This is a genomic window from Paenibacillus sp. Y412MC10 (assembly GCF_000024685.1).
Classification (GTDB): Bacteria; Bacillota; Bacilli; order Paenibacillales; family Paenibacillaceae; genus Paenibacillus_AQ; species Paenibacillus_AQ lautus_A.
The window spans coordinates 1,505,833-1,526,883 of the sequence record NC_013406.1; the positions used below are offsets into that span (position 1 = coordinate 1,505,833).

Here is a 21,051-nt window from a genome sequence, read left to right on the forward strand (position 1 = left end):
ATAAAATTTTACAAAATGTATTGTAATTTAAAATAAAATTTCAATATGATGAAGGGAAGAAGACAGGTTAATTTCGTTCGTCGGAAGCGGTAAATACGAATCGGCAGCATACTTTTTTGCAGCCCTTCCAGCTAATGACTGAATGTAAAGCCGATATCGGCAGAGTTAACCCGGTCTTAACACAGATTGGAGGTGGAATTAACAAGCGAGCGCTATACTCCCGAGTAGGTCTTTCGTTCATGAGCGGACTTACAACCGAGAGGAACCAGAGTCCAAGCATAGAGAAGGAGGAATTCATGTACATGTTAAGGAGCAAAAAGAGAATATCATCGCTGCTCAGCGGTGTGATGTTTCTATCGCTGCTGTTTCCCGCAGGACAAGCTGCTGCTGCCGACCCAGCGGCCGCCGCTGCATCGGTCATTGATATGCGGCAGATGGAGATCGGGCCGGGGGCTACATACACGTGGGCGAATATGCAAAAAGGCAGCGGCGAGCAGAAGGTCCATATGGTGGAGTTTGATCCATCGCAAGGAAATCTGGAGCTTCAGCCGGGTCTCACCGATGGCAAGGTATACGGCATGCAGGGAGTCAGTAAAATGGCGTCGGATGCCGATAAGGCAGGCAATCGCGTCATCGCGGCGGTGAACGGAGATTTCTACGATATGTCCACCGGAATTCCGCTCGGATTGTTCATGGGGGACGGAGAACTGTTGACGGATCCGCCCAGCGGCCGGAACGCCTTTGGCATTAAACAGGACGGAACGAGCCTCTACGGCAGTCCGAAATTAACGAAAAATGTGACGATAGGCGGAACGGTCAGCAGCCTGTCCTCTATCAACCGTCTAAGAGGGACGGACGCACTTGTGCTTTATACCGAAAAATTCAATGCTACCACGATGACCAATAATCTGGGAGACGAAGTGGTTCTGGATATCGTGAGCGGCAGGGTCGCCAGCGGAGAGACCTTGACGATGAAGGTGGTCTCTGTTCTTAAGGATCAGGGGAATTCGCCGATCGGCCAAGGTCAAGTGGTTCTGTCCGCTTCGGGCTCGCAGCGGAGCAAGCTTGCCGGGCTGAAGGCAGGGGATGAAGTGACGGCGGGTTTTCAGCTGGATAACGAGTGGCAGGATGTCACGATGGCGATTGGCGGTACCGTGATGCTGGTCAAGGATGGGGTCGTGCAGCAGCATACCGATCCGGCTGTACACCCGAGAACGGTGGTGGGCACCAAAGCGGACGGCTCCGTCGTGCTGTTCGAGGTTGATGGCCGCCAGCCGGGGTTCAGTGAAGGGCTTAACTACATCGAGCTTGGCGAAATGCTGCAGGAGCTTGGCGTGGTTAACGCACTGAATCTGGACGGAGGCGGTTCGGCTACCTTCGTTGCCCGCCTGCCGGGAGAAACGGAGCGCAAGGTGCTCAACTCGCCTTCTGACGGCGGGGAACGCAAAACGGCCAACGGCATTTTGCTGGTGAACAAAGCGCCTGAGGGAGCGGCGGATAAACTTGTCGTTGCACCGACGCTGGAAAGAGTGCTGACCGGTTCATCCGCTACCTTCAAAACGGCGGCCGTGGATCAGAATCTGCATCCGGCGAAAATGACGGAGGCCGCGGTTTGGAGCGTTGATCCAGCCTATGGGACAATCGACGCCAGCGGGACGTTTACGGCAGGCAACCAACCTGGATTGACCGAGGTATCCGTACAATCCGGTAATCTGACGGGTAAAGCCGCATTGGAAGTCGTTGATGAGCTGACCGAGCTCAAGTTCTCGGACGCGGTGAAGACCTTCTCTTCCGGCTCGACCGAAACGCTCAAGGTCACGGCGCTTCGCAATGGTCAAGTGGTACAGGCCGACAATAGCCGTTTGGAGTGGCGTACCGAAGGCGATATCGGGACAATTGACGGCAACGGTACGTTTACCGCCACGGACAAGCAGGACGTCAGCGGCAAAATCTTCGTGAAGTACGATCAAATCGAGACTTCAATCGATGTGAATGTCGGTCTTCCGCCGGTGATGCTCGAAGATTTCGAGAACGGCCTTAGCCGTTATAAACCGAGCGCCGGTGCGCTGTTCAAATACAGCAGGGTATCCATTGAAACCGATGATACCTATATTCGTTCCGGGAATGGCGCCTTGAAGCTGGAGTACGATTTTACCGGAATTACCGGTACCTCCGGTGCTTATCTGCAGACGAACGGCACCGCGGACAATATCGAAATTCCGGGCTATCCGGAGAAAATCAGCATGTGGGTATACGGGGACGGCAAAGCGCACTGGCTCCGTGCCCAACTGCGTGACAGCAAAGGCACGATAGCGCTCAATTTTACCGAAGAAACGACCGGTGTCGATTTCAAGGGATGGAAGTATCTCGAAGCGTCCGTACCCAAAGGAAGAACCCTTCCGCTCGTGATGGACATGCCGGTTCGATATATGGAAACAAAAGACGCGAAAAAAGACGCCGGAGCCATCTACGTGGACGAAATTCGCGCACTGTACGGCCCGGCCAACGACGATATCGATCCGCCGGTTCTGAAGAAATTCTCGCCGGCCGACGGTGCGGAGATTAAGGAGAATACGCCGACCATTACCGTGTATGCCGAGGATGCAGGCTATGATCCTGTAGCGCATCCGGGAACGACGCTGATCGATCCGGACAAAATCCGATTCTATCTGGATGGCAGTCTGGTGCAGCATACCCTGTATCCGCCGGAAGGAAGAATCCATTACACGCCGAGCGTTCCGCTCGCCGATGGCGTTCATCAAGTAAAAGTCACCGTCCGTGATCTGTCGGGCAACCAAACGACCAAGCAATGGAACTTCACCGTAAATACCGGCTCAGCCAAGGTGGTGTACGATACGCCGGAAACGATCTATGTTGGCGGCAGTTACACGCTGGATATCGGCGGTGTGAAGACATCCCAAATCCGCAGCGGCCATGTCGATTTCCAATTCGATCCTACAAAAGTGGAGAATTTGGAGCTCATACCAGGGGACAAGCTGAGTGCATCCCAGGTTAGTACAAGCATCGACGGTACAACAGGAAAGGTAAGAGTGACCTGGAAGGACATCCATACAGCATCCCTGCAGGATACGGATTGGATCGGCCAAATCCGGTATGACGTGAAAAAGAACGCAACCGGCAGCAGCATCATAGCGCTCACGTCCGGAGCGGTATCCTTCACCGATACGGGCAATACCGAGTTCTCGTTCTACGGTCTTCCGATAGAATCGAAGATCACCACGCATTATGCGCTGAGCTGGAATGAGGATGGAATCGTTGAGGGCTATGAAACCGAATTTAAAGTGACCGATGCCCAAGGTCAGCCTGTGGAAGGCGTCCAGGTCATGGCAGACGCAGCAGCGGTGGGGACAACGGATGCGGCGGGTATCCTGAAGACCGGGGCGCTGACGTCCCAGGTCAAGACGTATACCGTGCAGGCCGTGAAGAACAATCAATTTAGTCCAGCTTTGGAGTTTAAGGTTTCGCCGCTGGCTGGAAGTCCTACTCCGTTCAACATCAGCGTGGGCATGGGAGAAGATCCGGCCACGTCGCGGATGCTGAACTGGCACACGGACCCGGCGACGGATGGGACCGTTGTAGAATTGGCCAAGCAGTCCGAATTTACGGATTTCGATGCGCCGAACGTCCAGAAGTTCGATGGTGCCAGCGAGTTGTACCATACCTTGGATCTCGGCACGGTCCGCGTTCATAAAGCGACGGCAGCCGGTCTTGAGCCTGGCACGGAGTATGTATACCGTGTCGGCGATGGACAAGGCCATTACAGTGCACAAGGCTCGTTTAAAACGACAGAGCTCGCGGGAGACACAACGAAATTCCTGTACTTTGCGGATTCCCAGGCCTCCACTGCGAAGGAGTTCGAGCTGTGGGGGAATACGATCGATAAGGCGGCTGCCGAGCATCCGGACGCCGAATTCATGATCCATGCCGGGGATATGGTGGACAAGGGCTTCCTGGAGGAGCAGTGGAACTATTGGTTCGATGAAGCCCAGAAGCATTTCCTGAATACAACGTTAGTGTCGGCCATCGGTAACCATGAAGTGATGGGGAATAAGGAGAACGGGGATTTCCTGGCTCACTTTAATCAGCCGGGCAATGGCTTGGACAGCCTGAAGGGAACCAACTTCTCTTTTGATTACAAGGATGTTCATTTCATTATGCTGAACAGCGAGTATCAGCTGGAGGATCAGAAGAAGTGGCTTCAGCAGGATCTGGCTAACAATACTAAGGAATGGACCATCGCGATGTTCCACCGCGGGTCTTACGGCAGCATCTACGATTCCGCCGAGGTACGGAGCCTGTGGGCGCCGGTGCTAGAGGAATTCGGCGTGGATCTCGTGTTAAACGGACATGATCATATTTATATTCGTTCCTACCCGATGATGAACAACCAGATTGCCGCGGACGGGAAGGGCACGACTTACGTCGTGGCAGGTTCGTCAGGTCCTAAATTCTACTCCCACACGGAGCGGGGCTGGCATGAGGTGGTCGACGAAGAGAAGACTCAAATGTATGCCTCCGTGGAAGTGAAGGGAGACGAGCTTCATTTTGTAACCAAAACGGTTGGCGGACGCGTCGTGGACGAGTTTACGCTGACGAAATCGGATACGAAGCCGGAGCCGCAGCGGATTGAAGTAACTCCAAACCAGCTGACGCTAGCTGTAGGCGAGAGTCAAAAGTTACTGGCTGATGTGAAGCCGAGCGGTGCGGAACGAACCGTTGTGTGGTCCGTATACCATTCCGAACCGTCGAATGACGTCGTCAGCGTATCCGCAGACGGCATCGTGACGGCTCAAGGGCTGGGCAATGCCGTCGTCAGAGCGACCAGCACGGCGGCACCGGACGTTTATACAGACGTGAGTATTACGGTAGACCGAATCCCGAACGGCAGCATCGAATCGATACTCTTAAGCGGCAAATCCGAGCTGAAGGTCGGGGATACCGATAAGACGGTAACCGAGGCGGTTTATACCGACGGCAGCCGTATCCGTTTAATCGAAGGCATAACCTATGCGAGCAGTAAGCCGGACGTAGCTTCCATTGATGAACAGGGCTCGGTGCGGGCTTTGGCAGAAGGGGCAACCGTTATTTCGGCAACCTATGAAGGGTTTAAGTCGGAATATGATTTGAAGGTGATCACCCGTGGTGGAGGGAATCCCGATCCGGGACCGGAGCTGCCGGTAGACCCGCCCGTGCAGCCGCCGGTAACACCACCGGTTACGCCTCCAGTAACGCCGCCCGTGACACCGCCGTCATCAGGCAGCATCACCTTATCGGGAAGCGAGCTTGCAGCTAAACTGTCGAACGGGCAAGTGACCTTGTCGGTAGACGGAAACTTTACGGATATCACGCTGCCAGGGAATGCAGCAGACATCCTCAAGGATGGTTCGATCCACCTTGAAGCGAAGAATTTGTCCCTAACGATCCCGGCCGAAGTGCTTCGCCAGCTGGGCGCCCTTGCAGATGCCGGCCAGCTTGAGAAGGGCACGATAAAACTGAGTGCCGCCACATTAACGGAGGCCGAGATGAAGCAGCGGATCGCGCAAGCTGCCCGCGTCTCCGGCGCTAAGCTGACAGCAGCCGGAGCCATGCTGGAGTTCGAGCTTAAACTGACGACAGCGGATGGCAAAGTCTACAGCTTAACCGAATTCGATCATCCGATCATGCTGGAATTGCCGGTATCTTCAGATGCTCATGGCAAAAGAATTTCCATGTACTATGTATCCGGCAGCGGAGAGCTGGAGTATATAGGCGGTGTAAACAAAGACGGCCGCATGGCCGCGGGAATCCGCCATTTCAGCGCTTACGGTTTGCTGGATTACGAGAAAACCTTTGCGGATGTGCCATCCTCGTTCTGGGCAGCGGAGGTGATCGGAGATTTGGCCGCGAAGCAGCTCATCGAAGGCGTCAGCGCGGACCGCTTCGCACCGGCGCAGCAAGTGACCCGGGCCGAGTTTGCCGCGATGCTGGTTCGTCTGCTGGATCTTAAGGCAGAAGGACCTGCGCCGTTCGCCGATGTAGCTTCAGGCAAATGGTACGCCGAGGCCGTGTCGGCGGCCGCCCAGTCCGGCATCGTGAACGGAACGGCCAAAGACCGTTTTGCACCGGACGCCCCGATCAAACGCCAGGAAATGGCGGCGATGCTGGTGCGCGCTTATGCCCACGCGATGAAACAACAGCAGGAGAACATCAGCGCGGGAAGCGGATTTGCCGATCTCGCCGAGTCTCCGGACTGGGTTCGCGAAGCGGTAGAAACCGCGCATGCCCTCGGATTTGTTCAGGGCCATGCGCCGAGCCGTTTTGCACCGGAAGGTTTGACCACGCGTGCGGAAAGCGCGCAGGTCATCCATAATCTGTTGAATAAGCTGAAGTAAAGCTTAGGCGAATACCGCCTCTCTCCACTGTAGAACTTCACAGAGGAGAGAGGCTTTTTTTAGGTTAAAGTATGGCGGAAGTTCCGATATAATGATATACAAGGTCAATGAACGAACGTAAGCCGAAGTTACACCTATTGAGTAACCGGAAAGGGGGAAGAGGATGACGGAATACGCGAATACGCCGAAGCCGCCTTATTATGCTTGCATTTTTGTGTCCAAACGAACGGAGGGCGACCGGGGTTACGGAGCGATGTCCGATAAAATGGCGGAGCTCGCTGCGCAGCAGCCCGGCTATCTGGGGGGGGAATCCGCTCGGGACGAGGGTCTCGGGATCACGGTTTCGTATTGGGACTCCCTGGAGTCCATACGTTTATGGAAGGAGAACGCGGCTCATCAGGTAGCCCAGGAACGGGGCAAGAACGAGTGGTATGAAAGCTTTGGCTTGCGAATTTGCAAGGTGGAGCGGGACAGCTTCTATAAGCTATAGGCAAGGCCAGATCATGGAGAGGAAGAGGAGGAGTTTTATGGTGCAGAATCCGGGCAAGGTCAAATGGGGAATTATGGGGACGGGATGGATTGCGGAGCAGTTTGCAGCCGATTTGGCATATGTGGACAACGCTCAGTTTCTGGCGGTCGGTTCCCGTACGGCCAGCAGTGCAGGCGAGTTTGCGTCGAAATACGATATACCACGGGCGTATGGCAGTTACGAGGAGCTCGTGTCGGATCCTGATGTCGACGTTGTGTACATAGCGACTCCGCATCCGATGCACAGGGACCATGCGCTGATGTGTCTCCAAGCAGGCAAATCCGTTCTGTGCGAAAAGCCCTTTACGATCAATGGGGATGAGCTGGAGGAGTTAGTCGCAGCAGCACGGGAGCATAAGCTGTTCCTGATGGAGGCCATGTGGACGCGTTTCCTTTCGCCGATCCGGCAGGTGCGCGAATGGCTAAAGGACGGTCTTATCGGCGACGTCCGGCTGGTGAAGGCCGATTTCGGTTTCCGGAGCGGCTGGAATCCGCAGGGCCGTTTGCTGAATTTGGAGCTCGGCGGGGGCGCGCTGCTGGATGCGGGCATTTATCCGGTGTCGTTTGCGGCCATGATCTTTGGAGCCGAGCCCGAGAAGATTTGGAGCACCGCGCATATCGGCGAGACGGGCGTAGATGAGCAGTTCTCCGTTATTCTATCCTATGAATCAGGCAAGACGGCATCGTTAAACGGGGCGATCCGGCTGGGATTGACGAATGAAGCTTATATTTATGGCACCAACGGGCATATCCACATTCCGTCCTTCTTGAACGCGACATCCGCTGCGCTTCATGTCGATGGCGAGGAACCGGTGGTTGTGACGGATGACCGACAAGAGAAGGGGTATAGCTTCGAGGCTTACGAAGTGGGACGTTGCCTGCTGGAAGGGCGGCTCGAGAGCGATGTGATGCCGCTGGACGAATCGCTTGCGATTATGAGGCTGCTGGATCAGATCCGGGGGCAGTGGGGATTGAAGTATCCTTCAGAAGGTTAAGCCGTGACGCTTATGATCGGGCTTCTTGAGTATACGAAATAAAAGAATGGTTTGAAGTAGCCAATACGGGCTTTGCCTCGTATTGGCTTTTTTTGGTCATTGTACGTCATGCGGACTAAAATTCCTGCCGGAGATTTAAAATTATATTTTACAAAAACTATTGAAATTTGAAATAAAATTTCAATATGATAGTGATAGAGATGAATACAGGTACAGCAGCATGACGTCATCTACTTCAGTCGCATGATCGGAGGTGAGCGGCAGCCGATTTCGCTGGAAATCGGGCTTCGGTTCGGATAGCAAGCACTCATACTATAGGGAGTGAATTGATGAATGATAACCAAAAGGCGTGTCTATCGAAACAGTAAGTCCATTCTGTCCATGACGTTGGCATTCGCCGTGATGCTCAGCTCGGCCGTGTCTGTTTGGGGCAATTCCGTTGAAACGAACGCAAGCGCAGGACAGCCGGAAGCAGCGGTTCTGGAGGATTTCGAATCGGTAACGAATTTATTTGCGTCTTCCGCAAGAGGGAAGGCCGAGCTGGATTTGGCGGGGAGACCGGAGCCGATCTATTACGGACATCATGCTGCAGCCTTAAGCTATGATTTTGTGGGCAGCGAATCCGGCACCTCGGCGGCTTATCTCAATTTCAGAGACCCGGATGGATCAACAGGCAGGAGCGTTCCCGGATCACCGAAGGCACTCGGCTTGTGGGTTTACGGCGACGGCGGTAACCACTGGCTCCGTGCACAGCTTCAGGATTCTTCCGGCGGCAAGCATACCGTTGATTTTACAGCCACCTCCGGTCTTAACTGGAAGGGCTGGAAATACGTCAAATTAAACATTCCTTCTACCATTCAGGCTCCTCTCAAAGTGAATCAAATCTACGTAGCCGAATTAAAAGACACGAATAAAAACAAGGGTACCATATACTTCGACAGGCTGTCCGCCTTCTATACGGCTTCTCCGGTTTATGGGCTCGACATCGGCGGACTGACGCCTATGGGCGTCGGTGAAACGGTCAAACCGCAAGTTTATGCAACCTATGAAGGACAGTCGGAACCAACGTTACTGACATCCGGCGTGAAACTGACCAGCAGCGACGAATCCGTTGCCACCGTGACAGGCGCTACATACGACACCATTGAAGCATTGGCACCGGGAACGGTGACCATCACGGCCGAGTACGGCGATGCGCCAAAAGCCCAGCTGGAGCTGCATGTGGCGGCAGATGCCCCGGCTCCCCATGAATTGCTGTTGTCCGGGCCGCTTCATATGGAGACTAGCGTTACCGACAACATGAGAACCAGCGTGGTTTACTCCGTCTACGGAAACCAGACGGATCCGGTGTGGATGACCGAAGGCATTAGCTATACAAGCGATCAGCCTGGCGTTGTATCGGTCGATCAAGCGGGTCGACTGACCGCGGTTTCCGAAGGGATGGCTGCCATTACGGCGTCGTACCGGGGAGCATCCGCCCATCATACCATTACCGTGACGGATCCGGTTCCTGTTTTGCAAAGCATTAAACTTCAGGGGCTTACGTCCGTGACGGTTGGAGATTCTTTTGAAACGGTGGTATCCGCTACGTACTCATGGATGACTGAACCGCTAACCATAGAGGAAGGCGTTACGTTTACCAGCAGCAACCCGGACGTCGCTTCGGTTTCTGATCAAGGGGTGGTGAGCGGTTTGAAGGTAGGCTCCGCTAGAATAACAGCCGCGTTCCAAGGAAAGACCGATTCGCTCTATATCACCGTGAATGAAGCTTCCCGGCATCCGAAAAGCGAGATGCGGGCGGCATGGATCGCCACCGTCGATAATATAGACTGGCCGGCAAAAGGGGTTACCGATCCGGAGCAGCAGAAGCAGCAATTCATTCAGCTGCTCGATCAACTGGAGGATGCCGGAATGAACGCGGTCATCATGCAGATCAAACCGACGGCGGATGCTTTTTACCCGTCCCAATACGGGCCTTGGTCCGAGTGGCTGACAGGTGAACAAGGCAAGGATCCGGGTTACGATCCGCTGGCATTCCTGCTCGAGGAAGTGCATAAGCGAAACATGGAGTTCCACGCCTGGTTCAATCCGTATCGCATCAGCCTGCAGGGAGACATCAACAAGCTGGTAGCGGATCACCCGGCCAGACAGCATCCCGAATGGGTCGAGGAATACGGCGGCAAGCTGTATTTCAATCCAGGGGTGCCGGAGGCGCAGCAGTTCATCATTGACGGCATCATGGAGGTCGTTCGGAATTACGATATCGACGCCGTGCATTTTGACGATTATTTCTACCCGTATCCCGTAACGGGCGTGGATTTCCCGGATACGGATACGTTTAATCAGTACAAGGGCTCCTTTACGAACAAGAGCGATTGGAGAAGAAATAACGTCAATACCTTCATTCAAAACGTGAAGGAAGCCATCAAGGCGGAGAAGAGCTACGTGAAATTCGGCATCAGCCCGTTTGGTATTTGGAAAAACAAATCCAGCGATCCGTCCGGCTCCGAAACGACGGGACTCGAGAGTTATCATGCGATTTACGCGGATTCGAAGAAATGGGTCGAAGAAGAGTGGATCGACTATATCACGCCGCAGATTTATTGGAACATCGGGTACTCCGCAGCGGCTTACGATAAGCTGATCGATTGGTGGAGCGGGATCGTGTCCGGCAAGAACGTTCATCTGTACAGCGGACAGGCCGTATATAGAATCGGGTCGAATGCCGACTGGTCCAATCCCGACGAAATGCCGAACCAGATCCAATACAATCGAAACTTCGAGGAAGTTCGGGGCAGCATGTATTTCAGCTCCAAATGGTTTAAGGACAACGCGCTTGGATTTACGGACAGACTGAAAAACGATTTGTACCGATACCCGGCGCTCATCCCGGCCATGCCTTGGATTGAATCGGAGGCACCGGCTGCGACCAAGAAGCCAAAGGCCGACCAAGTACAGGAAGGCGTGAAGCTCAGTTGGTCTTCGTCTGACGACGAGACGTATTACGCGGTTTATCGCTTTAACGGTCGGGAAACCGGCAGCGTTCAGGAACCGGCGAATTTAATAGGGACTTTCAGGAAAAACGCCGGAATGACGCAGTTCTTTGTTGATCGTACCGTTGTAAAGGGACAAACATACACGTATGTGGTGACGGCTGTCGATCGTTTGCATAACGAGAGCGCCCCGAGCAAACCGGTCACGGTGAAAGTGAAACATAGCGGCAAGCCTGGAAAGCCCCCGGTAAATCCACCAGGGAAACCGAGCAAGCCGTGAGCTTACATGCGCCCGCAGAGTGTAACCCATATCGGTTCACGGCGGGTTTGCCTCTCTAGCAAGATGTCGCTTTAGAGAACGGACTGGCCTGTATCAAAAAAAAGGGACATCCTTAGGCATAATGCCTTAGGACGTCCCTTTTGCTGCTTGTTCCAATCGACTTGCTCCATGGTACAATAGAGGCATTATGTCTTGGAGTGTGGTGCATGGTCAAAAAATTAGGAATGGCACTTGTCTACGTTGCCGTGGGTGGTCTTATTTACTATAAAGGCGAGTTCATATTGGCATGGATTCGATCGACAGACAGCATCATGCTGATCATGCTCGTCGCTGTCGCCATGGCTTTGTTCCCGGTGATCCCTTATCCCGTTGTCGGTGGCGTAATCGGGGCGGCCCTGGGTCCGGTTATCGGCGGGATGGTTACTTGGGTCGGCTCCACAGCTGCTTCCATCCTGATGTTCATGTTCATCCGCTACGGTTATCAGGAATGGGGCAACCGGGCGCTTCACCGTTACAACAGCCTGGGAAAAGTGACCACGATGTTTGAACGGAACGCCTTTTTGACCATCCTGTTTACCCGGTTGATCCCGTTTATTCCTTCCATTGTCATCAATGTGTACGCAGCGCTCAGCAAGGTAACGTTCGTATCGTACAGCTTGGCGTCCGCATTGGGCAAAATTCCCGCCATGCTGCTGTTCTCGATGGTAGGAGACAATTTGATGTCCAATCCTTCCCATATCCTAATAACCATAGGCGTATATGGCGTATTTCTTGCCGTAACCCTTCTGGTTTACCGCTTGTCTGGCTTTGGCCGTTCGGGAAGAACGGAGGCCAAACGCTTATAGGCGTTCGATCGATGAGGTGGGACCGCTTCGCTCCGGAGGTGCTAAGGTCTCGCCTTTTTTCTGTTGGAACCATGCCCGTACGGCCTCGATCTCTTGCTGTTCCATTCCGCTTAAACTCTCGTTGATTTCGCTGAATATCATCTTCACTTGAAGGGACAGAAGCCCCTTTCTACGCTGCCTGCGGGTACCGCTGACCTCCATGGCAATGATCTGCGGCCGGCGTATGTACCTGGTGGACATTGCTATGAAGCGGCTGCGGATCGTAAGCTGTTTACCCGTGACGTTCAGTCCGGAATCCCGGTGCGACAGAAGCCCCCAGGCGAACGAGAGCGGAAGCAGCAAGAGCGATAATAAACCGAGCCTGTCAAAATACCAAATGCATGCGGCGCTGACCGCTGCGGCAAAAGCCAGCTTCCAGCGGACGTACATCCATCTGGCGCGGGGCGGCGGCGAAGCCGAAATGGCCTGAGCGCTGAATTGAGGCGTAACCCGCTTCAGCAGCGCCGGGATATCCCCGGTCTTCAGCAGAGGATGCAGCATGAAATGTTTTTCGGACTCTGACGTAAGCACATGAACCTTCACTTCGGCGTAACCGAACCATCGCCGGAATACGCCTTCCTTTACGGTTATTGCCAATACGCGTTCCGGGGAGAAGAGCAGTCTTTTTCTCTCCAGCAGACCGCAGCTGACCGAGATTTGTTTCCCGAAACGCTCGACGGTAAATCCGGCATATTTGATCGTGTAGAGCACGGCCGAGAGCAGCCAGGACACGATGAGCGCCAATGCCGCGATGCTGATCCAGCTGCCGGGCAGCAGCTTTCCTGCCGATTGAAACAGCGATTGGTACATCCGATCCGGCAGCAGGTCATCGGCAAAAGACACGATACCGCCCACAAAGGCTAAAGCCAATGACAGGTTGGGCGAAGAGAGCGCGGCGATGAGCAGACGGCCCGAGGATAGCTGGAGCAGCGTGCTGCGTTCTTCCTCGGCCGGGATGGGACGGCTTGCCTTCTCTCTGCCGGCGGCGGTGGATTCGGAATCCATCAACAGAACGCTCTCGAAGTCCCGGTTATGATACGACGGGTGGTGAACGGATTCATAAGCCTCCGGGGTCCCCGGAGAAGGAACGGACGGTCTCTCCGTCTCTGAGGAAAGGCTCTGACCGGATCGGCCGGAGTTTTCCGCAGCTGGGTGAACGTCGCGATCCGCCTGCCTGGTTTGGGTTTGCTCGCGCAGCCAGCGCTGCAGCCGTTCGCCTTCGCTATTGGTGACGGCCGGAAGAATGCCGCCGCCGCCTTCCTTTTTGCCCGGCGTTTCGATCCGGACCTGGGTAAGCCCCAATAAACGCTGCAGCAAGGGCTGCTCCATATTCATGGAATGGATGCGGCCCGTATAAATGGACAATTCCTCCCGGAACAGCACGCCGCGGCGGATGAGGATTTTGTCTTCTTCCAGCGTATACACGAAGCGTTTCCACTTCAGATAACCGTACAGGAGCAGAAGGGAGACCAGGATGACGATGGCGGCGGACAGCCAATACCAAGGGATGTCGCGCAGCGATTTTCCGTTAAGGAATTTGATGGATACCAGGGCTGCGATCGGAATGAGCGATTTTACGCTGTCTGCGAGCGGAAACAGGATGAACAGCCGGTGCAGCCTTGTCGGTTCATTCATCGTGATCCACCACTTTGGCCAGCTCGCCGATCTGTTTCTTTAGTTCCTCCGCTTCTTCCAGCTTGAGCGCTTGAATGACATGGGTCGTTGCAGCCGTGACCACCTTGACCTTGGCTAACCCGTATTTGCGAAGGAGCGGCCCCCGTTCCAGCTCGACATGCTGGACCCGCGTCATGGGAACGAGGGTGTCGCTGAGCCAGATCCAGCCGGAGCGAAGCTCCAACTCTTCCTCGCTGACTTTAAAGCCGAATTGTTTGTAAGTGAAAGAGGGCACGGCCCAAGTAAACCATGCTCCGAGAACCAAGAGTCCGATGGTGATCCACCCGGGAATGAGGGTCCATCCGAGTATAGCCGCGATGATCAGATAAGCTGCTGCAGCGAGCATAATAATTCCGTCCGTGATGAAGCCCGTTATGCGGGAGATCGTGACGGAGTCCGGGTGGCACTTGCGCATGGCGTCAAGCCGATGGTCCATATGTAGGTTCCTCCTTGATGTTAAAGATTCGATCATTCCTTACCTATATGTATGTCTACGTTGCTTGGGAAAACTGCGTTTCATTCCGCCCCTATTTGCTTGCCGTGCTTATCATTGTAGCATAACAGATTAACGACCATCTGAACCCGACCTAACGGTTGCATGAACACATCCCGATTCTGTTAAGCTTGAGTTAAGAAAGCTGATGAAATGATCGAGAACGAAAGGATGGCTGATCATGAAAATAGACCGGCTGTTAGCCATAACCGTCCTGCTTCTTAACCGTGGGAGACTGAGCGCCAAAGAGCTGGCGGATCGGTTCGAGGTATCCAGCAAGACGATATACCGAGATATGGATACGCTGTGCCAAGCCGGCATTCCGATTGTTGCCCACCAGGGGATCACCGGCGGATTTGAGATCATGGAGCATTATATGATCGATAAGTACTGGCTGTCCGCCGAGGAGATGAGCACCTTGGTTACAGCCGTTAAGGGGCTGAGCAGCGCACTGGAGGATCCGCAGATGGGCATGCTGCTGGAGAAGATCAAAGCGCTGCTGCGCAGGGTAGAGCAGGGACTTGGCGATGAATATCGGAAGGAGCCCGTAGTCATGGACTTTCAGCCTTGGGGACAGCGTCAGGGACTGAAACCCGCCGTGGGCTTGCTCAAACAAGCCATTCATGACAAGCGCAGGGTGCAGATGGAATATATCGATGCGGAAGGCAGCGCGGAGCGAAGAACCATTGAACCGGCATCCTTGTTTCTGAAGGGCAATGTTTGGTATGTGCAGGCCTTTTGCCTGGAGCGGGAAGATTTTCGCCTCTTCCGGTTGTCGCGCATGCAGGATATCAAGATGCTGAGCGAAGCGTATGAGCCAAGGCCATGGCCCGGCAAGGAACGTTTGGAATGGGACTCCTCCTGGTCCAATGCTCGGGAGCAGGAGACCGTGCTGCTATTCGAGGCTGCCGCGCGTCAGCGGGTGGCGGATATGTTTCCGCCGGAACAAGTGACCGTCAACCCGGACGGATCTTTGCGCGTTCATGTGTTATACAAGCTGGACGATTGGTTTTACGGCATGATTCTGAGCTTCGGGGATCAAGTGCTGGTTGAGCTTCCGGGCGAAGCAGCCGAGGAAGTGAAGCGAAGGGCGAAACGGATGCTGCTGCGTTACGATAACCCGGACAGATAGATGTCCACGTTACCTCTTTAGAATAGAGATATATTCATCTCAAGGAGGAAACAACTATGAGTCATAGTCAACAGCAGAATCAAAGTGAACGATGGATCGAAACTAGACCCGCCATGTCCATTCAGGGCGTCGGCGTCCGAACGACAAACGAAGCGGAGGCAGGACCGCAAGGCAAAATACCGCAGTTATGGGATCGGTATTTCCAAAGCGGCTTGCAGGCACGATTATCTGATAAGGATCAAGCCATCTATGCGTTGTACACGGATTACGAAAGCGACGCATCCGGGTCGTATACCTTAATAATCGGCAACAGGATAGATGAAGACGTGGCTGCCGAAACCTCCAGTGAACTTCAGCAAGCCTCCGTCCCTGCATCCAGGTATTTGGTATTCCGGACAAGACGCGGCCCCTTAATGGAGATCGTGCCTGAGGTATGGCATGAAATTTGGAGCTACTTCGACCAAGCGGCGGAAAAAAGAACCTATACGGGCGATTACGAACGCTATGACATGCAGCGGTTTGATCCTGCGAATACTGTGGTGAACGTATATATCGCAGTTGAATAGCCGCGAAGCATCGGAAGACCGGTTCGGGTGCCTGGAGCTGATAAGACGATCCAAAGGGACTACGATCCGATCCGGGCCAACCGATGGTTGTCAACATCAAATAGAGGGTGTCTCAAAAGATCCTGGATCTTGCGAGATGCCCTTCTTGCTGTTTGAAGATGCCCCGCGCTTTTTGACCATCGTCATGAAGGAGGTGCCGCCCTTATCGAACGATGCAGCCTCCGAGAAGCCAAGCTTGGCATACAGGCGAATGGCTCGTTCGTTGAATCGGGCTACGGTCAGCCGAAACGATTTGCGTTGGTGAAGTTCTCCCATGGATGCCAGCACGCAGGAGAGGAACTTGTGTCCCAAGCCTTTTCCCGTCAGCTCCGGTTTCATGCCGAGTCCGATATCGAGCAGATCCTCATCGTATGCCCCTAACGGGATCGCAATCGGTATTTGGGCTGATGAACCCGTGCAGCAAAAACCGATCAATTGCTGCTCATCGTCCAGTATGGCGTAATACGAACATTCCAGAAGCTCTCTTCGAAACTCCTCATCCTGTCCGCTGTCGTAGAAGTCATAGGGAGGCTCATAGTTCCAAGACATGATTTGATCGGCAAACGCCTCCGTCATGGCAGTGATATGATAAGTCATTAATCTCATCCTTTATGTCTATTGATATCGTTTCTTCATCGTTTATTTCTGCACGATCAGCACAAAAACCTCCTCTTCCATATTCGCAGCGGGCCTGATCGGCCTAGCTGCCATGGAAGAGAAGGTTTTCATTCAACCCATTATTTAAACCCGGTCAACGCCGATCCCGACTTCATGAAATATTTCTGTCCGAAGAAATAGATCAGGATCATGGGAATCGCCATGATGGTGGAAGCCGCCATCAGTTTCTCCCACTGCGCCCCGTGATCCTGCTGAAAGCTTTGCAGGCCGACGGTGATGGTCCATTTGGCCGAATCGTTCAGATAGATGAGCGGTCCCATGAAATCCACGTACGACCACACAAAAGAGAATAAAGCAACGGTGGCCAGTGCCGGCTTCAGGATCGGCATAATGATCTTGATATAGATCCGCAGCTCCGAAGCCCCGTCGATCTTTGCTGCCTCGGACAATTCGGTCGGCACGCCAAGCAGAAACTGCCGAAGCAAAAAGATGAAGAACGGCGCCCCGAAGAATGCGCCGATGGTAAGCGGCATGATCGTATTGACCCAGCCGAGCTTGGTGAAGATGATGTACTGCGGAATCATCTGCACTTGAGCCGGCAGAATCATGGTTGCCACGACGATGGTAAAGATGATGTTCCGGCCCCTCCAGGGAATGCGGGAAATCGAGTAGGCTACCAGCGGTGCAGAGAATAGCTGGCCGATGATATTCACCATACAAATCAGAAACGTGTTCATCATGTAGCGGGTAAACGGAATGGCAGAAAGCGCCTCTTTATAATTGGACCACTGGAACGTTTCCGGGAAAATGCTCGGCGGGAACTCGAGTATCTCCTCCGGCGTTTTCAGCGAGGTCATCACCAGCCATACAAATGGAAACAGGAAGATCACAGCGAATAGAAGAAGGAGCGCATGCGGCAAGATAACCCGCAACCTGACAGCCATGTTACTCACCTCCGTAATAGACCCAGCGGCCCGACGTTTTTAACAGGATGAACGTAATCAGCAGCACGATGATGAACAGAATCCAGGCGAGCGCCGAGGCATAACCCATCTTCAGAAAGACAAAGGCTTCCTGGTACAAATTGACCGCATAGAACAGCAGCGATTGCTCCGGCCCCCCCAATGAGCCGCTTCCATCCACCTTGCCGCCAGCCAAAATATACGATTCCGTAAAGATTTGAAAGGCGCCGATCAACCCCATGATGAGCTGAAAAAGAATGATGGGGGACAGGGCAGGGACCGTGATCTTCCAGAAGCGGTACCACCAGTTCGCTCCGTCCACCTGAGCCGCTTCATAATATTGCCTTGGCACGCCCTGGAGGGCAGCCAGGAAGATTAAAGCGCCCGCACCCGAGCCCCACAGGCTCATCAGGATAAGGGACGGCTTCGTATAACGGGGATCCAGCAGCCACGCCGGGTCTGTTAAACCCAGGGTGCGAAGTGCCATGTTAACCAACCCGAAGTCGGGGTTCAGCATCCATGTCCACAATAGAGCGCTTGCAACGATCGGTATGACGGACGGAAGGTAGAAGATGGTGCGGTAATAGTTGATCCCCTTCACTTTGAAATTGAGCATCACGGCGATCAGCAGTGAGACGGCCAGCGTGATCGGCACGGATATGAACGCCATGAAAAAGGTGTTGCCGAGCGACTTATAGAAGCGGTCATCCGCGAGGATTTGCTCGTAATTCTGTAGCCCCACCCACTGGGGAGGGCTGAATAAATCGTATTCGGTCAGACTCAGATAGAGCGAACCGAAGAACGGATAGACGGTAAAAGCCAGAAACCCGATGATCCAAGGAGAGGCGAACGCCAGGCCAAGATACACATAATGACGCTCCTTCCTGGACCAGCCTGACACGGGCTTTCGTTGATTTGCTGTGGAGACTCTCATCTTCGCGATTCTCCTTCCGCTTTAAGTATTTAGTAACGCAGCCCTGCCCAAACCAACGCTGCATTGGACAGAGCCTGCTTGGTTCGTCATTTCACCAGCGGCTGAATCTTGGCCTTCACCTTCTCCAAGCCTTCCTCCATGCTGACGGTGCCTCGGAGAATAGCGTCATATTGCGCGCTGAACTCCGTCATGTACTCGTTCGCGTAGGAAGAAGCCGGGAAGGACTTCAGGTTTTCGCTCCCCGAATAGTCGAGGAATTCCTTAAACCCTGGCACATTCTCGTAGAGTGGGTTGGAGAAGGCCGAATTTCGCGTCGGGAGATTCCCGAGGGCAGCCGTAAACTCGGCCATTTGCTCCGGCTCGGTCATCCATTTGATGAATTTCCAGGAAGCGTCCGGGTTTTTGACGCCTTTCGGAATATAGAATACGCTGGTCGTCACATTCCCCGAGTTTTTGAGTTCCGGGTTGCTTTCATCATAAGGAATGGGAGCTATGCCATAATTCAAATCAGGCGAGTATTGCTTGATGAAGGTGGGCAGCCATTCTCCGTCAATCGTCATCGCATATTTGCCCGAGAAGAACGGATTCTGTGCCGACATGTATTGGCCGAGCCCGGAGGAGAATCTGTCCAGATTATCGGAACCGTATTGATCCCAGATCTCCTTCGAGAGCTTGATGGCCGATTGGATCCCCGGATGATCAGGCGTCACCTTTTGCGCTGCTTCATCATAAAACGATCCGTTAAAGGCATAACTGAACGTATACGCATCCATGCCCGGCCACAATCCGAGCCGCTGGAGGCGGCCTCCATCCTCGACGACGCTCAGCTTCTTGATATACTCTTTCAAATCGCTTATCGTTTCCGGCGGACCGTCATAACCGGCTTCCTGCAAAATATCCTTGTTGTAGAACAGCATGGACACGTGCATGGCCGTCGGGATTGCATACGTCTTGCCTTCATGCTGGGAAGTGCTTAGGGCAGCCGGCACGAAATCCTTAAGATCGACGCCGTCCTTCGCTATATAATCATCCAGCGGCATCATGGCGCCACGGAGTCCCCACGGCACGACATTTTGTCCGAATTGGGATGCGATGTCCGGAGGATTGCCCCCGGTGATCGCGGTAAGCTGTTTCTGGTAATCGCTTTGGGATAGCCCCTTCACTTGAATGTCGGGATTGGCGCTGTTCCACTTGGCAATCAACGCTTCCAACGCTTCCGCTTCCGGTCCGGTCCATCCGTACCAGAAGTCGAGTGTTACGGCATCCTGGGCAGGCGGATTATCGGATGGCTTGTCACCAGCATCACTGCCCGCTTGGGGCGCATTACCGCCCGAGCATCCTGTTACGATAGAGAACAATAGAATAAGGCTCCAGATCCAAGATTTCTTCTTCATTCCTCTTCCTCCCCTTGAGCAATCGTGTACAATCGTGCAACGTCATTCATCGAAGTTCTATCAATTCCCTCCCCAACACAGTTGACTAAACAACCGGCCCTGATCCAGTTATTTGCAAGAATTATGGATATCGTAGCATGTAAAAAAATCATTTCATTTCACTATCGTGTTCAAAAATAGGATTATCGTATGGCATTGAATATTCTATTTCATCGCTTGTTTACGAAAGTCGGTGGGAGAGATGCCCGTATACTTTTTGAAGATTCTGCAGAAATAGGAGAGTTCGTTAAATCCGGTGGAATAGCACACATCCGTTACGGATAATTCCGGCTGCTTCAGCATCATCATGGCCTGCAGAATCCGCAGGTCGGTGAGATAACGGTTGAATGTTTTGCCTGTCCATTCTTTGAAGAGGATGCAGAACGTGGACCTTGATAAATTCGATAGGCTGCATAGATCATTCAAATTCATATCTTCCTGGTAGTGGTTATGGATGTGATCAACGACTCTTGTCATGATTTCCCGGTATTTCTCCGATTTCTCGAATCCTTCACGCAGCAGCTCGCCGTTGACCTGCCGTGCCAGAATCGAGAGAAGCACAAGCAGCTTGGCTTTGAGCGAGATTTGAAAAAAAGGGGTGCGTCTCTCGTATTCGATCAGCATATCCTTCAGGACATTTCGGACCGTTACGTCGGTCACGCTGTCCAGCGTGATTTGGGATTGGGCGTTCATTTCCTTGCGCAGAAAGTATTCCAGAAAGGCCACATCGAAAAAGGCATGGTCTGTCGGCTGTTCCTGAAATCTCTCGTTCACGAAGGAGGGCATGAATTCGCATCCGTAAATTTCGATGTCCTCATCGGGTGAAATGCTTACGCTGTGCAGGGTAAACGGAGGAATAACAAAAATATCGCCTTTGCGTATCTCGTATACCTGTTGTTGGACGGTGTGCAGGAAAGCGCCTTTTGCCACATACCATATCTGAAAATAATCATGGCAATGCGTCCATAGGCTCTGCTGATAGGTCAATTTATACATTTTGCATGGAAGACCTTCCAACATCTCCATCTTTGAGTTAAAATAAACGACACCTGATCCCGTTAGTTCTTCAATATCGACCTGACTCCAATAAATACTCAAATTTTTTCCCTCCCCTATGATTTTTCTTAG

At 53.3% G+C, this 21,051-nt stretch carries 14 protein-coding genes; 7 read left to right on the forward strand and 7 right to left on the reverse strand.

Annotated elements, in window-relative coordinates; genetic code table 11:
- Window positions 1–302: 302 nt before the first annotated feature.
- The 5 genes from GYMC10_RS06345 (at window position 303) to GYMC10_RS06365 (ending at window position 12,033) form a co-directional block, all read left to right on the forward strand.
- Complete coding sequence (locus GYMC10_RS06345; RefSeq protein WP_041622110.1) at window positions 303–6,392, forward strand: phosphodiester glycosidase family protein; 6,090 nt, start codon at window positions 303–305, stop codon at window positions 6,390–6,392.
- 163 nt (window positions 6,393–6,555) lie between these two features.
- Window positions 6,556–6,882 carry an antibiotic biosynthesis monooxygenase family protein gene (locus tag GYMC10_RS06350; RefSeq protein ID WP_012819391.1) on the forward strand — a complete coding sequence of 109 codons (327 nt, stop codon included), beginning with the start codon at window positions 6,556–6,558 and terminating at the stop codon, window positions 6,880–6,882.
- A 37-nt stretch (window positions 6,883–6,919) separates the two neighbouring features.
- Window positions 6,920–7,915 (forward strand): Gfo/Idh/MocA family protein, encoded by a 996-nt coding sequence (locus GYMC10_RS06355; RefSeq protein WP_012819392.1) that lies wholly within the window; start codon window positions 6,920–6,922, stop codon window positions 7,913–7,915.
- 333 nt (window positions 7,916–8,248) lie between these two features.
- Window positions 8,249–11,188, forward strand: a complete 2,940-nt coding sequence (locus GYMC10_RS06360; RefSeq protein WP_012819393.1) for a family 10 glycosylhydrolase — start codon at window positions 8,249–8,251, stop codon at window positions 11,186–11,188.
- A 206-nt stretch (window positions 11,189–11,394) separates the two neighbouring features.
- Window positions 11,395–12,033 (forward strand): TVP38/TMEM64 family protein, encoded by a 639-nt coding sequence (locus GYMC10_RS06365; RefSeq protein WP_012819394.1) that lies wholly within the window; start codon window positions 11,395–11,397, stop codon window positions 12,031–12,033.
- On the opposite strand, the gene GYMC10_RS06370 is transcribed toward GYMC10_RS06365, so the two are convergent.
- Together GYMC10_RS06370 and GYMC10_RS06375 are read right to left on the reverse strand one after the other, a co-directional pair.
- Window positions 12,028–13,707 (reverse strand): PH domain-containing protein, encoded by a 1,680-nt coding sequence (locus GYMC10_RS06370; RefSeq protein ID WP_012819395.1) that lies wholly within the window; start codon window positions 13,705–13,707, stop codon window positions 12,028–12,030. The genes GYMC10_RS06365 and GYMC10_RS06370 overlap by 6 nt on opposite strands.
- The gene (locus tag GYMC10_RS06375) at window positions 13,700–14,182 is read right to left on the reverse strand and encodes a PH domain-containing protein (RefSeq protein WP_012819396.1); all 483 of its coding nucleotides are present in this window, start codon (window positions 14,180–14,182) and stop codon (window positions 13,700–13,702) included. The genes GYMC10_RS06370 and GYMC10_RS06375 overlap by 8 nt, the downstream gene beginning before the upstream one ends.
- A gap of 238 nt (window positions 14,183–14,420) precedes the next feature.
- Here GYMC10_RS06375 and GYMC10_RS06380 point away from each other — a divergent pair, with 238 nt between their 5' ends.
- Entirely contained in the window at window positions 14,421–15,371 is a 951-nt protein-coding gene (locus GYMC10_RS06380) for a helix-turn-helix transcriptional regulator (protein ID WP_012819397.1), read from the forward strand.
- A 56-nt stretch (window positions 15,372–15,427) separates the two neighbouring features.
- A complete protein-coding gene (locus tag GYMC10_RS06385) occupies window positions 15,428–15,937 on the forward strand; it encodes a GyrI-like domain-containing protein (RefSeq protein WP_012819398.1) in 510 nt (169 codons plus the stop codon).
- A gap of 96 nt (window positions 15,938–16,033) precedes the next feature.
- Here GYMC10_RS06385 and GYMC10_RS06390 read toward each other — a convergent pair whose 3' ends face one another.
- From GYMC10_RS06390 to GYMC10_RS06410, 5 genes are all read right to left on the reverse strand, one after another.
- Window positions 16,034–16,573: a GNAT family N-acetyltransferase gene (locus GYMC10_RS06390; RefSeq protein ID WP_012819399.1), complete on the reverse strand. Its 540-nt coding sequence runs from the start codon at window positions 16,571–16,573 to the stop codon at window positions 16,034–16,036.
- Window positions 16,574–16,713: 140 nt separating this feature from the next.
- Window positions 16,714–17,538, reverse strand: coding sequence for a carbohydrate ABC transporter permease (locus GYMC10_RS06395; protein ID WP_012819400.1), 825 nt, complete (start codon window positions 17,536–17,538; stop codon window positions 16,714–16,716).
- 1 nt (window position 17,539) lies between these two features.
- Window positions 17,540–18,490, reverse strand: a complete 951-nt coding sequence (locus GYMC10_RS06400; RefSeq protein WP_012819401.1) for a carbohydrate ABC transporter permease — start codon at window positions 18,488–18,490, stop codon at window positions 17,540–17,542.
- An 86-nt stretch (window positions 18,491–18,576) separates the two neighbouring features.
- Window positions 18,577–19,884 (reverse strand): ABC transporter substrate-binding protein, encoded by a 1,308-nt coding sequence (locus tag GYMC10_RS06405; RefSeq protein ID WP_012819402.1) that lies wholly within the window; start codon window positions 19,882–19,884, stop codon window positions 18,577–18,579.
- 204 nt (window positions 19,885–20,088) lie between these two features.
- Window positions 20,089–21,021, reverse strand: a complete 933-nt coding sequence (locus GYMC10_RS06410) for an AraC family transcriptional regulator (RefSeq protein WP_012819403.1) — start codon at window positions 21,019–21,021, stop codon at window positions 20,089–20,091.
- Window positions 21,022–21,051: the final 30 nt, after the last annotated feature.